This is a genomic window from Streptomyces sp. NBC_00091 (genome assembly GCF_026343185.1).
GTDB lineage: Bacteria > Actinomycetota > Actinomycetes > Streptomycetales > Streptomycetaceae > Streptomyces.
Genome location: NZ_JAPEMA010000002.1, coordinates 80,645 through 93,987, shown reverse-complemented (window position 1 = coordinate 93,987; position 13,343 = coordinate 80,645). Strand labels below are relative to the sequence as shown.

14 protein-coding genes and 1 pseudogene are annotated in these 13,343 nt (G+C 70.9%); 11 read left to right on the top strand and 4 right to left on the bottom strand.

The window, feature by feature from the left end:
- Positions 1-44 precede the first annotated feature (44 nt).
- Complete coding sequence (locus OOK34_RS28185; RefSeq protein ID WP_267036976.1) at positions 45-1,028, top strand: helix-turn-helix transcriptional regulator; 984 nt, start codon at positions 45-47, stop codon at positions 1,026-1,028.
- Between the two features lie 49 nt (positions 1,029-1,077).
- Here OOK34_RS28185 and OOK34_RS28180 read toward each other — a convergent pair whose 3' ends face one another.
- Positions 1,078-1,839: a helix-turn-helix transcriptional regulator gene (locus OOK34_RS28180; RefSeq protein ID WP_267036975.1), complete on the bottom strand. Its 762-nt coding sequence runs from the start codon at positions 1,837-1,839 to the stop codon at positions 1,078-1,080.
- Positions 1,840-1,921: 82 nt separating this feature from the next.
- Here OOK34_RS28180 and OOK34_RS28175 point away from each other — a divergent pair, with 82 nt between their 5' ends.
- The gene (locus OOK34_RS28175; RefSeq protein ID WP_267036974.1) at positions 1,922-2,728 is read left to right on the top strand and encodes a sulfite exporter TauE/SafE family protein; all 807 of its coding nucleotides are present in this window, start codon (positions 1,922-1,924) and stop codon (positions 2,726-2,728) included.
- Here OOK34_RS28175 and OOK34_RS28170 read toward each other — a convergent pair.
- Complete coding sequence (locus tag OOK34_RS28170) at positions 2,656-3,288, bottom strand: ATP-binding cassette domain-containing protein (protein ID WP_267037539.1); 633 nt, start codon at positions 3,286-3,288, stop codon at positions 2,656-2,658. The genes OOK34_RS28175 and OOK34_RS28170 overlap by 73 nt on opposite strands.
- Positions 3,289-3,613: 325 nt before the next feature.
- Between OOK34_RS28170 and OOK34_RS28165 the strand changes: the two genes are divergently transcribed.
- Positions 3,614-3,847, top strand: a complete 234-nt coding sequence (locus tag OOK34_RS28165) for a hypothetical protein (protein WP_267036973.1) — start codon at positions 3,614-3,616, stop codon at positions 3,845-3,847.
- Between the two features lie 1,252 nt (positions 3,848-5,099).
- Positions 5,100-6,932 carry a transglycosylase domain-containing protein gene (locus OOK34_RS28160; protein WP_323183499.1) on the top strand — a complete coding sequence of 611 codons (1,833 nt, stop codon included), beginning with the start codon at positions 5,100-5,102 and terminating at the stop codon, positions 6,930-6,932.
- 267 nt (positions 6,933-7,199) lie between these two features.
- Here the strand turns inward: OOK34_RS28160 and OOK34_RS28155 are convergent.
- Positions 7,200-7,647: pseudogene (locus OOK34_RS28155) on the bottom strand (hypothetical protein); the annotation flags it as partial.
- Positions 7,648-7,738: 91 nt separating this feature from the next.
- Here OOK34_RS28155 and OOK34_RS28150 point away from each other — a divergent pair.
- Together OOK34_RS28150 and OOK34_RS28145 are read left to right on the top strand one after the other, a co-directional pair.
- Positions 7,739-8,854, top strand: a complete 1,116-nt coding sequence (locus tag OOK34_RS28150; protein ID WP_267036971.1) for an NADAR family protein — start codon at positions 7,739-7,741, stop codon at positions 8,852-8,854.
- A gap of 426 nt (positions 8,855-9,280) precedes the next feature.
- The gene (locus OOK34_RS28145) at positions 9,281-10,372 is read left to right on the top strand and encodes a polyprenyl synthetase family protein (RefSeq protein ID WP_267036970.1); all 1,092 of its coding nucleotides are present in this window, start codon (positions 9,281-9,283) and stop codon (positions 10,370-10,372) included.
- 7 nt (positions 10,373-10,379) lie between these two features.
- Here OOK34_RS28145 and OOK34_RS28140 read toward each other — a convergent pair whose 3' ends face one another.
- Positions 10,380-10,505, bottom strand: coding sequence for a hypothetical protein (locus OOK34_RS28140; RefSeq protein ID WP_267036969.1), 126 nt, complete (start codon positions 10,503-10,505; stop codon positions 10,380-10,382).
- Between the two features lie 300 nt (positions 10,506-10,805).
- Between OOK34_RS28140 and OOK34_RS28135 the strand changes: the two genes are divergently transcribed.
- The 5 genes from OOK34_RS28135 (at position 10,806) to OOK34_RS28115 (ending at position 13,061) form a co-directional block, all read left to right on the top strand.
- Complete coding sequence (locus OOK34_RS28135; protein ID WP_267036968.1) at positions 10,806-11,075, top strand: hypothetical protein; 270 nt, start codon at positions 10,806-10,808, stop codon at positions 11,073-11,075.
- A gap of 156 nt (positions 11,076-11,231) precedes the next feature.
- Positions 11,232-11,666, top strand: coding sequence for a YdeI/OmpD-associated family protein (locus OOK34_RS28130; RefSeq protein ID WP_267036967.1), 435 nt, complete (start codon positions 11,232-11,234; stop codon positions 11,664-11,666).
- Positions 11,667-11,703: 37 nt separating this feature from the next.
- Positions 11,704-12,117, top strand: a complete 414-nt coding sequence (locus OOK34_RS28125) for a DoxX family protein (RefSeq protein WP_267036966.1) — start codon at positions 11,704-11,706, stop codon at positions 12,115-12,117.
- A gap of 207 nt (positions 12,118-12,324) precedes the next feature.
- Positions 12,325-12,885 (top strand): DUF6817 domain-containing protein, encoded by a 561-nt coding sequence (locus OOK34_RS28120; RefSeq protein ID WP_267036965.1) that lies wholly within the window; start codon positions 12,325-12,327, stop codon positions 12,883-12,885.
- A gap of 41 nt (positions 12,886-12,926) precedes the next feature.
- Entirely contained in the window at positions 12,927-13,061 is a 135-nt protein-coding gene (locus OOK34_RS28115) for a hypothetical protein (RefSeq protein ID WP_267036964.1), read from the top strand.
- Positions 13,062-13,343: the final 282 nt, after the last annotated feature.

Genomic DNA, 13,343 nt, shown 5'->3' with positions numbered 1-13,343 from the left:
ACTGATCGGCCACTCCTGCCCTGTGGTCGTCGATAATGCGGTGCATGGCGAACGCGAAACTGGGCGAGGCCCTGCGGATGTTGGGGATCGGCCCCGCAGCGGGCCGCGTGTACCTGTCCCTCCTCGAACTGGCCCCCGCTCCGCTCGCCGAGATCGGGGAGGCGGCCGGGCTGGACAGCGCCGAGTTCGCCGCGGCGTACGGCGAGCTGGTCGACGCCGGGCTGGCCAGCGCCGCCGCGGAGGGCGCGGACGTGGTGGCACCAGTGCCTCCCGCCGCGGGCCTGGAGATCCTCGCCAGGCACCGGGCGGCGGAGCTGGAGGGGTCACGCATCGCGGTGGGCGGCGCGTTCGAATCGTTCCGCCGCCAGCGGCTCGCGGCGTACAACGACAACCTCGTCGAGGTGGTGACCGGCGACGCCATCGGCCCGAGGATGCGTCAGGCCTGGACCAGCGCCCGCGCGCAGATCCGTCAGCTCGACTCGCCGCCCTACTTCCCGCTGGTCGGCGCCCTCGATGACGCGCTGGCGACACTCGCCCGCGGCGTGACGCAGCGGGTCGTCTACTCGAAGGCGTCAATGGAGATGCCCGGGCAGCTGGAGACGGCCATCGAGCCGTGCATCGAGGCCGGCGAGCAGGCCCGAGTGGCGCCGACGGTGCCGGTCAAGCTGGTGATCATCGACGAGGCGTACGCGCTGGTGTCCCTGTCGATCAGGGAGGCGGACGTACACAACACGATGCTGGTGGTGCAGCCGTGCGGTCTGCTCTCCGCACTCCTCGCGCTCTTCGAGCAGACCTGGCAGCAAGCCCTCCCCTTCCACGGTCGCGCCACCCGCCCGGCCGGCCTGCCACCGGCCGACCGCCGCCTGCTCCGCCTCCTCGCCGGCGGCGCGAGCGACGAGGTCATCGCCCGCGAACTGGGCATCAGCCGCCGCACCTTCTTCCGCCGGCTCCAGATCCTGATGGCCCGCCTGGGCGCCGAGAACCGCTTCCAGATGGCCCTCCAGGCACAGCGCAGCGGCTGGCTGTGAGCAGCGTCCACACCCCGGTCACCCCACTGAACACCCAGGGGGGTGACCGTCAGCGGTGCCTCATGGAGGACGGCGGCACGCCGAAGGCGCGGGTGAACGCGTAGGAGAAGGCGGCCGGGGAGGCGTATCCCAGGAGGGTTGAGACTTCGGTGATGGTTTTGTGGCTCAGGAGGGGGATCGAGGCGAGCAACCTGGCCCGCGAGCGCCAGGCCGCGGGGCTCGTCCCAGTCAGGCGCCGGAAGCGTCGGGTGAACATGCGTTCGCTCATGGCTGCGGCGTGTGCCCAGTCGGTGTTGCTCACCGCCACGTCGGGGTGGGCGAGGTAGTCGCGGCACAACGCGGAGAACGGCTGCTCGTGGGGGAGGGCGACGTGCAGCGGGACCTCGGAGAGTGCCGCCGTCTCCATGAGGATCAGCGCGATCACCGCGCCGGCACGGCTGTCCGCGGCGTAGTCGGCCTCCAGGTCGGCGGCGGCGAGCAGCAGTTCCCGCAGCAGCGGCGGGACCTCCACGACCCGGCAGGCGGTGGGCCACCACGGTACGGCGGCCGGCTCGATGTAGAGGCTGGAGGTCTGGGTGTCCAGCATCCGCACCTGGTGGCGGGTCCGCGGCGGGATGAGGACCGCGCGTTCGCCCGGGACGGTCCACGCCCCGTCGTCGGTCTCCACGAGCATCGTGCCGGTCGCGGCGTACAGCAACTGCGCCCGGCGGTGCTCGTGCCAGGCGAGGAGGGTGTCCGGCGGGTAGTCGGTCGCGATCGGCAGCACCTCGGCTGGGAGGTGGTCGACGCGCGCGAGGGGCACGTTGCGCATGGAAGGAGCCTATGGCCGAAACTCGAAAGAAGCGGACCGTCAGTCGATCGTCGGCGCACGGAGTCTCGACTGGACTGGGCCCATGAGTGCTCTCGTTCTTGTCGTCATCGGGGTCCTGACCGGGTTGACCACCGTGCTGTTCGGTTTCGGAGGAGGCTTCGTCACCGTCCCCGTCATCATCTGGGTGGACGCCGCCGCGGGTACAGCAGCGGCGACCGTCGCGGTGGCGACCTCGTCGCTGGTGATGGTCACGGGCGCGGTGGTGGCCACCGCGGCCACGCCCCGGCCGGTCCTGCGCCGCCTGCGGGGTACCGCCCCGCTGCTGCTCCTGCTCGGGGCCGGGGGATCCTGCGGCGCGTTCGCCGCGGCCTTCGCGCCGGCCGTGCTGATCCACTGGGGGTTCGTGGCCTATCTGACGGTCACCGTCGTCGACGTGCTCGCCCGCCCGGGGTTCCTGCGCCCGGAGACCGCTGCCGACGCCGCCGCCGGGCACCGGTCGTTCGCGATACCCGCCGCGCTCGGGATGCCCATCGGCGCGGTCGCCTCGCTCCTCGGCGTCGGAGGGAGTGTCATGACCGTACCGCTGTTGCGGCGTTCGGGACTCCCGATGGGCACCGCGGCGGCACTGGCCAACCCCCTCACCGCCGCCATCAGCGCCCCGGCATGCGTGGTCTTCCTCACCACCACCCACGGGACGGACACCGGGACGGGGGTGCCGGCCGTCGGCTCCGTCGACCTCGGCGCGGCCGGCCTGCTCCTCCTCGGAGCCCTCCCGGTCGTCGTGCTCCTGCGCCGAAGGCCCCCGCGCATCGCGGATCACCTCCACGCCTGGGGGTACGTCGCCCTCCTGGGCCTGGCTCTGACCGCCATGCTGGTACGGACACCGTGAAGACGTCTCGCGGGGAGCGCGAGGGCGCGTAGGCGCAGGATGCTCTGCGGCCGCACCCATCGGTCAGGCGACCCGCCGAGGAGGCACCCGCCGCGGCGGGACGGCGCGCGGCCGGGATCGCGGAGAACACGGACCGGAGCCGGCGGTCGTGGCTGACGACGATCAGGGTCCCGGCGTAGGGCACTAGTGCCGCCTCCAGGTCCTCCACCGTCCCCGGCGCCAGGTGGTTGGCCGGCCCGTCGAGGCGGAGCAGGTCGTACGGCCCGTCGGCGACGAGCCTGCCCAGCTCCACCTTGCGCCGCTGCCCCGCGGACAGCTCCCGGAGCGGCCTGCCCACGTCGACCGCACCCAACAGCCCGAGACGCGATCTCCTCCCCGAACGCCCCTGCCGCGGAAGGGCCTTCACCGGTCCAGGGATCGTCCTGCCGCAGCAGGCCGGCCCGTCCCGGCGCCCGTACGCTCCCGTGCCCGGCCGGCACGAGACCCGCGAGCACCCGCAACAGGGTCGACTTCCCCGCCCCGTTGTCCCCGACGACCCCGACCCGCTCCCCGGGCCGCACCGAGAAACCGACCCGGTCCAGCACCGTCCGGGTTGCGTACCGCTTGCCGACCTCGGCCAGCACGACCTGACTGCCAGCAGCTGAAGCACGCACAGGTAACCCCTCCGTTAGCAGCGAGACGTCTCGTCGCGTCGAGGCGACATCTCTCCCCTAGGCAAGACGTTACGTCTCGCCTAGGGCGGCGAATTCGCGACGGCCGCCGAGGGCTGGCGGACGGGCGCGGCGAACAGCGCCGGCCACTGCCTGGCCTGATGTCAAGGCGCACGGTGTCAGGCGTCAACGGGCCGAAGCGCAGTCGGCGTTGGACTACGGGGACCATCTGAGGGTGCGCGGGCAGGGCTCGCCGAAGGGTGCGTTCGCGTACGTGTACGCGCACAACGGCGTGGTCAACCTACGGCTTCCCTGCGACACGGACGACGAGCCGCTCGGCGGTCTCGCTCCCGCCGCATACCGGCTCGAAGGCGGCAACGAGCAGTACCGCATCAGCGTTCGTATCGTGGACGAAGAGACCCGTGACCAGGTCATTCAGCTTGCGAAGGTTGCCTACGAACGCACCTGATGCCGATGGGGACCGCGCCGCCGCGGTGACCGCGCTACCGAGTCCGCGGGCGGCGGCGTCCGCACAAGACGGCGCCCAGCCGAGCTCGCGGCGGACGTCGAGGCTGCGGTACGGGAGGCTGGGCCGGCGGCGGTGTTGTCCGCGCTGGACCCGATCCTCTTCCACGGCCCGAACCGCTCGGGCCGGAGCAACTCACGTGCACGATTGCGGCGTTAGGGGGGAGTCAGCGGAGTGTTAGCGGCCCTGTTCAGGATGGGTTTCTCCCCAAGCCCGGTCCGTTTCGTTCTGCGACACGGGCCGGTTTCCGAAGAGAGGCACGGCCTTGAACCTGTTGTCCATGAAGGTGCCCAGGGCGGCCCTTGCCGTCCTTGTCGCGCTCCTGGGTCTGCTCCAGCTGACGACGGCCGCGCCCGCCCGCGCGGGGAAACCCGCCCCAACGCCCGTGCATCTCCTACCTGCTGGGGCTGGGCGGCCAGGCAGGATGATGACGCTCCGGACGCGCTGAGCCCTCTCCGGCCCGTCGGCCCCGTGCCGAGGCCGACCTCTGGCAGGTCACGCACCGATCCGGACAGTGTCAGCGCGGTCAAGGGCTGAAGCGACCATCGCATGGCCTCCGGCTTCGAGCAGGGTATGGGCCTGCTGGACCGTCCGGGGCGGCCCGCCACTGGTGGGCCGGCATCGGCCAGGGGCGATATGGGTGAGCCACTGGACTTCGTCGCGGTTGTGATGACTTTGAGCGGGGGCGCCGTGTACGCCGCCGCTGAGTCGGAATCAGGGATTCCATCCCCTTCTGAACACCAGCCGACGTCGTCGCACACCTTGCACGGAACCCCAACCAAACCAACATCAAACAGACGAGTTGATGATCTGCACACCCTAAGCCCCGTGTCGTGTATGAGGATTTCATGAACGGCCCAACCCGGGAAAACGGTCTGATCATCTTCTCGGCCGAGTCCGTCACCACCCCCGAAGTGACGGCTCGCGAACGAGGAGGTCGGCATCCCCCATGAGGCTCCCCCACAAACCCCGCGCGGACAGCACGGGCAGCACGGACACCAGGGACGACACCGGAAGCCCAGAGCAGCGGGAAGCTCCGCAGCACGCACGCCGCCCTACGCGACGAGCGAAGAGCCGCAGAAGAGCCGGCAGGAGAGCCGGCAGGAGGGCCCGTCGCCCCCTCATCGACCTTCCCAGGCGCGGCCGGCGGGGCTGGCGGCGCTGGACGCCCTCCTGGAAACTGTGCTCCGGCCTGTTGCTGCTCTTCGCCGGCGCGCTCGCCGGCCTCTTCACCGCCGTCTACATACGGGTTGAGATCCCGAACCCGCACGACTCCGCGAGCCGGCAGGCCACCGTCTACTACTGGGCGGACGGCAGCCGGATGGTGAGCGTAGGCGATGTGAACCGGCAGGACGTGAAGCTCTCCCAGGTGCCCGATTCCGTCCAGCGCGCCGTCATCGCGGCGGAGAACGCGGACTTCTACCATGATTCGGGCGTCTCGGTGACGGGCATCGGCCGCGCCGCCGTGAACATCGTCAAGGGCGAGGAGACCCAGGGCGGCTCGACGATCACCCAGCAGTATGTGAAGAACACCTATCTGAGCCAGGACCAGACCGTCCAGCGGAAGATCAAGGAACTCTTCCTCTCCCTGAAGGTCAGCAACCAGCGGCCCAAGGCGGAGATTCTTGAGGGGTATCTCAACACCTCTTGGTTCGGCCGCGACGCGTACGGCGTCCAGGCAGCCTCGTACGCGTACTACGGCATCCCCGCCAAGGAGCTGAACCCCAGTCAGGGCGCTCTGCTGGCAGCTGTCCTCAAAGGCGCGGAGAGCTTCGACCCGTCCCTCAGCGCCGACAACCGCCAACGCGCCGAGGACCGCTGGAGCTGGATTCTCGACCGTCAGGTCGACACGGGTTCGATGAGCGCCGAGGAGCGCGCGAAGCACACGAAGTTCCCCGAGCCGAAGCCGCCCGTCAAACCGACCAGCCAGGCCGGGCAGACCGGCTACCTCGTCGACATCGCCAACAAGTACCTCAAGAGCCGCAGCGGGATCACGGGCAAGGATCTGGCCCGTGGCGGCTACAGCGTCCACACCACCTTCGAGAAGGACAAGGTGCTCGCGCTGACCAAGGCGGTCGAGCAGGTGCGCGCGGACCGACTGGACCCGAAGAAGCGCGCGGAGGACCAATACGTGCAGGTCGGCTCCGCCTCGATACGCCCCGAGGACGGAGCGATCGTCGCGGTCTACGGCGGCTCCGACGCGATCGAGCACTTCACCAACAACGCGGACACCTCAGGCGTGCCTGCGGCCTCGGCGTTCAAACCCTTTGTGTACGCCGCCGCTGTGGAGAAGGAGCTCGAAAGCGGTGAACGCCCGGCCGAGGGCGCTGACCCAGAACCCCTGAAATCCAGGCCGGCAGGGCCGCCGACGGCATCCGTGGACCTCCACTCGGCGCTGGTGGGCTCCGACCACACGCCGTTCGTGGAGACCGGCAAGAAGGTCGGGCTGAAGAAAGTCAAGGAGCTCGCGGTCGCGTCCGGACTGCGTGAGGAGAGCATGGCCGAGCTGGAGCCGACCTTCGCCATCGGTACCTCCACCCCCAGCGCCGTCCGGCTGGCCAGCGCCTATACGGCCTTCGTCAACCAGGGCCGGGTCACCGAACCCTACTCGGTGACCAAGGTCGAGCGGAGCGGCGTCGCGGTGGACGGCTTCGGCCAGCCCAAACCGCGGCGGGCAATGAGCTCCGAGGCAGCCTCGATCGTCGGCGCGGCGCTCCGCCAGGTGGCCTGGGGCGCCGTCGGACCGCCCAAGGGCCAGTGGACCTCCGTTCCGTCCTGCGCGGGCAAGACCGGTCCGAACGACCGTATGAACTCAGCCTGGTTCATCGGCGCGACGCCGGAACTGAGCACCTCCGTCGCGATGTTCCGTACGAAGCCCGACGTCCCGCAACTGCTGCCCATGCAGGGCGTGGGCGGCCCCGATTCCGAGCGGGGCAGCGCCTTCCCGCCGCTGATCTGGAAGGCGTACAACGAGGCGGCGGCGCCTGCGCCGCCGTACCCGGCGGATGGTCCCAAGGACCGCCCGTGACCGTCTCGTAGCGCCGGACGTTTTCCGGCGTCGGTCCGGGGCGCGATCGACACGACCGTGCCCCGGACCGACGGGACAGCGGACATCGTCGGGGTCAGCCGGCCACCGAGGACCGCCGCCCCGGCCGATCCATCACGAGCTCGTCAGGCCTCCAGTACCGGCAGCCCAACTGTCGGGCATGGGTGATGTCGGGGCAGCTCGCGGGCTGGGCCGGGCAGCAGAACAGCAGCCGCCCGTCCTGGTCGCTGTGCAGGCGTCGGCGCCGGCGGTCGAGGGGCGGCAGCCGGGGTCCGTGTCCGCGGCCAGGGCCCACATCGGGCCGAGTTCGGGCGTGTGCGGCACCGCGTTGAAGTCGCCGAGGACGATCGCACGGTCGTGACGGGCGACTTCCGCGGCGAGCACCCCCACCTGGGCCCGCCCGCACCTCTCCCTGCCGGCGCTGGGCGAGGTGGGTATGGAGGACGCGGACGGGCCGGCCGCCCACCAGCGTGGCGACGGCCAGGTAACCGCGCTCCTCGGCGCCGCCGTCGCGATCTCCGTCGCCCGGCCGAAGTGGTGCCCGCTCCCGGTCCGGTACGACCTCCTCGGCGGCGTCCAACGGCAGCGGCCTGGCGAGGGGAGCGCCACCGCTCGGTGCGCAGGGGCCCAGGAGCGGCACCATGCGGACCACGGTCATCGCGCCCGCGGCCCACCGCGCGCCCCTTCTCGGCACCATCGCCTCCCCGGAGCGGACGCACATCATCACACGGCGCCCTCGACGCACAATCGAGGTGCTTCCCGGCCGGTCCGTCCGGCATCATCACGGCATGATCGGCAATCGGATCACCCATCGCACGGCGGACGGCGTCCGCGTACCCGGCACCTGGCGGCACGCGTTCATATGCAACGGCGGCTCCTACTTCCTCACCGACCTCTTCATCTACGCCGACGGCCTCGTCGACTGCTGGGAGCTGGTCACCCTCGACGAGTTCGAGCAGAAGCTCCGCTGCGGATGGGTGGCCACCAGCCTTCCGGACGGCGGACGCGCCTCCGCGCACCACCTGGCCTCGTGGACGTTCGGTGAACCGCGCACCTGGCTGACTCCGGAGCTGCTGCTCGCCGAAGTCCGCGACACCATCGACGAGCTGAACGGCCGCCCCGACTCGACCGCCCGCTGCCTCGCCGCGGTGGACGTCTTCATGGCGGACCGTACGGAGGACAACCGGGCCGCCGCCCGGGCCGCCTACCTGGCCGTCCCGGAGACCGTGCGGCGCTACGCGCTCGGCGACATGGACCGCAAGGACTACCCCCTCCAGGTGCTGGTGGCCGGGCCCGGCGGCCGGACCCCGGACGAGCCCGGGGAAACGGTCACGCAGGAGGAGTACGACGAGGCCGTCGCATACTTCGAGGACCGCGAGCAGTGGCTCGCGAAGGCCCCTTCACGGGTGCCGGCCGACGGGCCGGCCGAGTCCTTCGCCCCCGCGGTCAAGATCTACCACTCGTATCCGCAGCGCGCGCTCGAAGACCCGGGCAAGAAGGCCCTGCGCAATGACTACCCCGCCCCGATCACCGTCGGCGACGTCACCTACCCGTCGGTGGCGCACGCCTACTGGGCCTGGTCCGTCGCCGAACCGGAGGCCCGGACCGCGGTCGTGGCGGCGGAGTCGGGCGCGAAGGCCCGTACGATCGCGGCCGCAGCGCCGCGGCGCGAAGGCTGGGAGCAGGTCCGGACGGCGGTCATGGCCCGTCTGCTGCGCGCCAAGTACGAGCAGCACCCCGACCTCGCGGCGATCCTGCTTGCCACGGGTGACGCGACCGTGCACTACGACGACGCGGACTCGGGCTTCTGGGGCGAGAACGGGGGCCGGGGCCGCAACTGGACGGGCCGCCTCCTGGAACTCGTCCGCTCCGAACTGCTGGCCCGGCAGACTCTCATCGACTGACGCGGGGCTTACCCGTCGGGGGTGTGCGAAGACGCCCGGCGAGGTGTTCCCGGCCGGGCGTTCGTGCGTATGCGTGCGTACGTGTGTGGGAGGACGGTGAGCACCTGCTGCTGGGACGGGAGATCGTCCACCCCGGGATTAGCTTGTTCTCTATCTTCTGGCGCTTCTGAAGTGGTGCGGGCAGAGTGGGCGGTATCGATGCCATGGGTCCACCCGAGCCCAACGAACATGCCCAGGCGCTCAGCGGCGAGCAGCTGTACTGGGTCACCTTTGACGCGTCCCAGTACGACAGCGACGGAGACGGCCCCTATCGCAAAGCCCAGATCTGGGGTCGGTACCTGAGGAGGGACGACGACCGCACCCGGGACCACGCCTGAACCGGCGGCCGGTCGACCCTCGCCGACGCCGGCGTGCAAACCTGGGCTGGTGAATGAAGCCCTCTCCGCCGCCCTGCAGCGCGCGTCCCGCCACCAGCGTCGTTTCGAAGCCCGCTTCGCCGCCTACTTCGATTCCCTGACCGACCCCGCGGGCGGTATGTTCGAGACCCCGTCACACGGCGCCTTCCCCGCCCGTGCGCTCGACTTGGTACGCGACATGTCGCTGCGCGGCGGCAAACGGCTCCGTGTGGTCCTCCTGCACGAGGCCGCCGCGCTGGTGGCCGACGAGGGCGTACCAGGGCTGGACGAAGCGGCCATCAGCATCGAACTGCTGCAGACCCACGGCCTGATCCACGACGACATCATCGACGACGCGCCCGTACGCCGCGGTGGCCCCTCCACCTACTACGCCTACCGTCACGAGTTCCCCGACCAGCCCGACACCGCCCTCGCGCTGGCCCTCCTCGCCGGCGACCTCGCGGCCTTCCTGTCCCTGCGCGTGCTGCTCACCAGCGGTCTGCCCGCCGACCGTGCCCTGGCCATGGCCGCCGTCCACGCCGACACGGGAGCCGCCACGATGACCGGGCAGATGATCGATCTGGAACGCGATTTCCACCCCGTCCCCGACATCGAGTTCCTGCACGCGGTCACCGAATTCAAGTCCACCCGCTACTCCGTGCTCGCCCCGCTGCGTCTGGGCCTGCTCGCCGCCGGCACCGACCACGCCCCGTACGACGCTGAACTGAGGTGTTACGCGACCGCACTGGGGATCGCCAACCAGATCCACGACGACTGGCTCGACCTGTTCGGCGATCCGGCAGCCCTCGGCAAACCGGTCGGTTCCGACATCCGATCGGGTCGCCGCAGCTACGCCCTCCGCGCTCTTCTGGCCGTCTGCGACGACGCCGAGCGCAAGCTGCTGGACGAAGCCTCGGGCGATCCGGGCTGCGACGACGAAACCCTCGACCGCATACGCCGCATCGCGCGAGCGCACGGGGTCGACCGGCAGCTCCGGGCCGACGCCGACGACTACGCCCGTCAGGCCGAGGCCCAGGCCGCCACGTGGCGGGAGCGCTGGCGGCCGGAAGCCGTGGCGTTCTTCGAGCACATGCCGGGCTGGAGCGTTACCCGCGACCGGTGACCGCCCGTCACCGCGCCCGTCCGCCCGCATCCGAAGGCGCGTAGCGGTGCTGGAGGTGGCGCAGGCAGGCGTCGGCAGTGGTGGTGGCGGGCGGCCGGCCGGCCGTCCGGTTGGCGCTGCTGACGTACAGCACGCGGCGGTCTTCGAGCCGGGGCCGCAGGGGCTGCCGGCGGGCACGGGCACGAGGACGGTGAGGTGTTCCTCGGCTAGCAGCCGACGTGCCGCCGCGCTCCAGTCGGCGTCCAGCCGCCAGACGTCCTGGAGGGCGCGCAGGGTGTCGGGGTGGTGGGCCCACAGGGCGACCGTTGATCGACGGGGCGACCCTCGGCGTCGTTGACGGTGCCGGCCCGGTGGGCGGCGACGACGTGGGTGAGCGGGACCCGGTCGTGCAGTACGACGGCCGCAGATGATGCGTCCGTATGACGAGCGCTCTGTGCTTCGCCGCGCGGAGGCCCGACTGGCCGCCAACCTCGCCGACCTCGTAGAGCGTGAGTACTGCGACATCGCGATCCGCCCGTTCCGGCTCACCGCCGATGGTGTGCTCTTCGGCCTCGTCACCGAGTGCCGCGCCGAGGACGGCGAGGAGGACGAGGAGGACTGGGCCGAGCTCCACCCCGAGGGATTGGGCTTCTCGGCTCCGTGGAACGGCGAGTGCGACACCTGGCGTGCGTCCGCAGGGGGTCTCGCCCAGCTGTTGCGGTGAACCCGTCGCGCTCGTAGAAGGAGGTGGGCAGGTCGCGGGACCGGTCAGGAATCGAGAAGCCCCGGCCGCCGTCCGACCCCTAGCGTGATGGTCATGGCAACCACCGCTTCCGCCCACGGAACCGGCCCGGCCCCACACGGACCAAAGGAGCACGTCGTGAAGTTCCGCACCCTCGTCGAGCCGCCCGAGCCCATGCGGGGACTGGAGGTTCCGCCCGAGGTGGTCGAGGCGCTCGGCGAGGGCGCGCGACCGCCGGTGACGATCACCGTCAACGGGCATCGCTGGAAGAGCCGCGTCGCGATCCTGCGCGGCCGTCACCTGCTCGGCCTCAGCAACGCCAACCGGCAGGCCGCCGGTGTCGCGACAGGTGACGAGGTCGAGGTCGAGGTGGAGCTCGACACCGAGCCGCGCGTCGTCGTCGTACCCGTGGACTTCGCCCGAGCCCTCGACGACGACCCGGCCGCCCGCGCCGCCTTCGACGGCCTCACCGACAGCCGGAAGCGAGAGCACGTGCGCGCCATCGAGAGCGCGAAGAAGCCCGAGACGCGACTGCGGCGCATCGAGAAGGCCATCGCCGCCCTGCGGGACTGAGAGCCGACGCCACCCAACCCCCCCGAAAGGTATGCACATGCTTAAATACGCTAAAACCGGCCTGTATTGGTTCCTGGCCCTTGAGTTCGCGCTGGGAGCCGTGACGAAGTGGTGGCCGGGCGACACGATGTTCAGCACCGCGTACTCCTTGAAGTTCGCCGACTGGGGTTACCCGTCCTGGATGCGCTTCGTGGTCGGTGCCCTGGAAGGTGTCGCCGCCGTCCTCCTCGTGATCCCTGACCGGCGCACACGCTTCCTGGCCGCCACGACGCTGACGTTCGTGCTCACCGGCGCGGCCACCACCCACATCGTCAACCACGACCCGGCGGTGGAAAGCTGGGCCGCGCCGACCCACCTCGTCATCATGGGCATCCTCGCCCTGGCCAACTGGCCCGCCGACTGGCGAAACCTCCTGCCGGCCGCCGCCGGCAGCATCCCGCGGTCCGGTTGACCCGTCGATCGTCCGCAGCGCGCGACACGACGAAGCATTGACCACGGCCGGCCGTGTCGTACCTGGGGGCCCGCGCCAAGCCCCTGTCCGCCGACGCCCCGACGCCCCGCGAGCCCCGGCGACCGGGTCCGTACGGCACGGGCCGCCCCGGTGTCCGCATGCCGGTCCCGGTGTACGCCGGCGCGGGGACCTCGTCATGATGGGCCCATGATGCACAGCGATGACCAGCACACCGACTCGCCGGCGATAGCCCTGCTCAAGGAGATGGGAGCGGAGACGACCAAGCACTCCGGCGGCACGCTCCTGACCCACCTGCTGCGCGTCGAGGCGCTGCTCGCCGCGTGGGGTGCACGGCCCGCCTTGCAGACCGCGGCCCTGTGCCACGCCTTCTACGGCACAGACGGGCTGCCGTTGGTACTCCTGGAGCTGTCCGAGCGCGCCCGCCTCGCCGAGGCGATCGGTACGGAGGCGGAGGAGCTCGTGTACTTCTACGCCAGCTGCGACCGCAAGGCCTCCTACCCCAGCCTCGCCGCCCCGGACGAGGCGTCGGTGACCTTCCGGGACCGCTTCACCGGTGAGGAGTTCACCCCGTCCCCGCAGCAGCGCCGCGACTTCGCCGAGCTCACGGTGGCCAACGAGCTCGACCTGGCCAAGGTGAACGAGTCCTTCCGCGAGCGCAACGGGGCGGCCCTGCTGGAGCTGTTCACCCGCTGGGCGCCCCTCCTGTCGGAGGCGACCCGCCGCGAGGTGACCGCGGTCCTCGGCTGAACCGTGCGGGCTCGCGAACAGCCCCGCCCACTCACTTCTACGTGGCCCCCGGCCTCGTCGTGCATGTCAGCAGCGAGGACAGCGAAGAATTCGATGTCTGGGCCGGCGCCACCCACCGAAGCGCCCTGGCACCGCTGGTCGACCTGCAGGTCGACTGGATCCGCTTCGACGGCTGACATCACGAGATCAGCGACAGATCGACGGGTCATCGACCGAGCCATGGCGCAAGATGACGTGGGCCGGGCGGAAGGGAGGGGCGGTTGCGCACGTAGAGGTGGGACCCGCAGCCGACAGGGCGGGTGTATCGACGCACGGGATCGCCGTTCGGCCAGGTCAGCTCGCCCCTGCCGGTGATCACCGCCTCCCCGTCGGTCAGTCGGCAGTGGTGGACCTGCCTCAGGTGGGTGAGGGCCGTGCCCGGCTCCGAGCCCCCGAGCAGCAGCAGGCGTCGTCCTTGC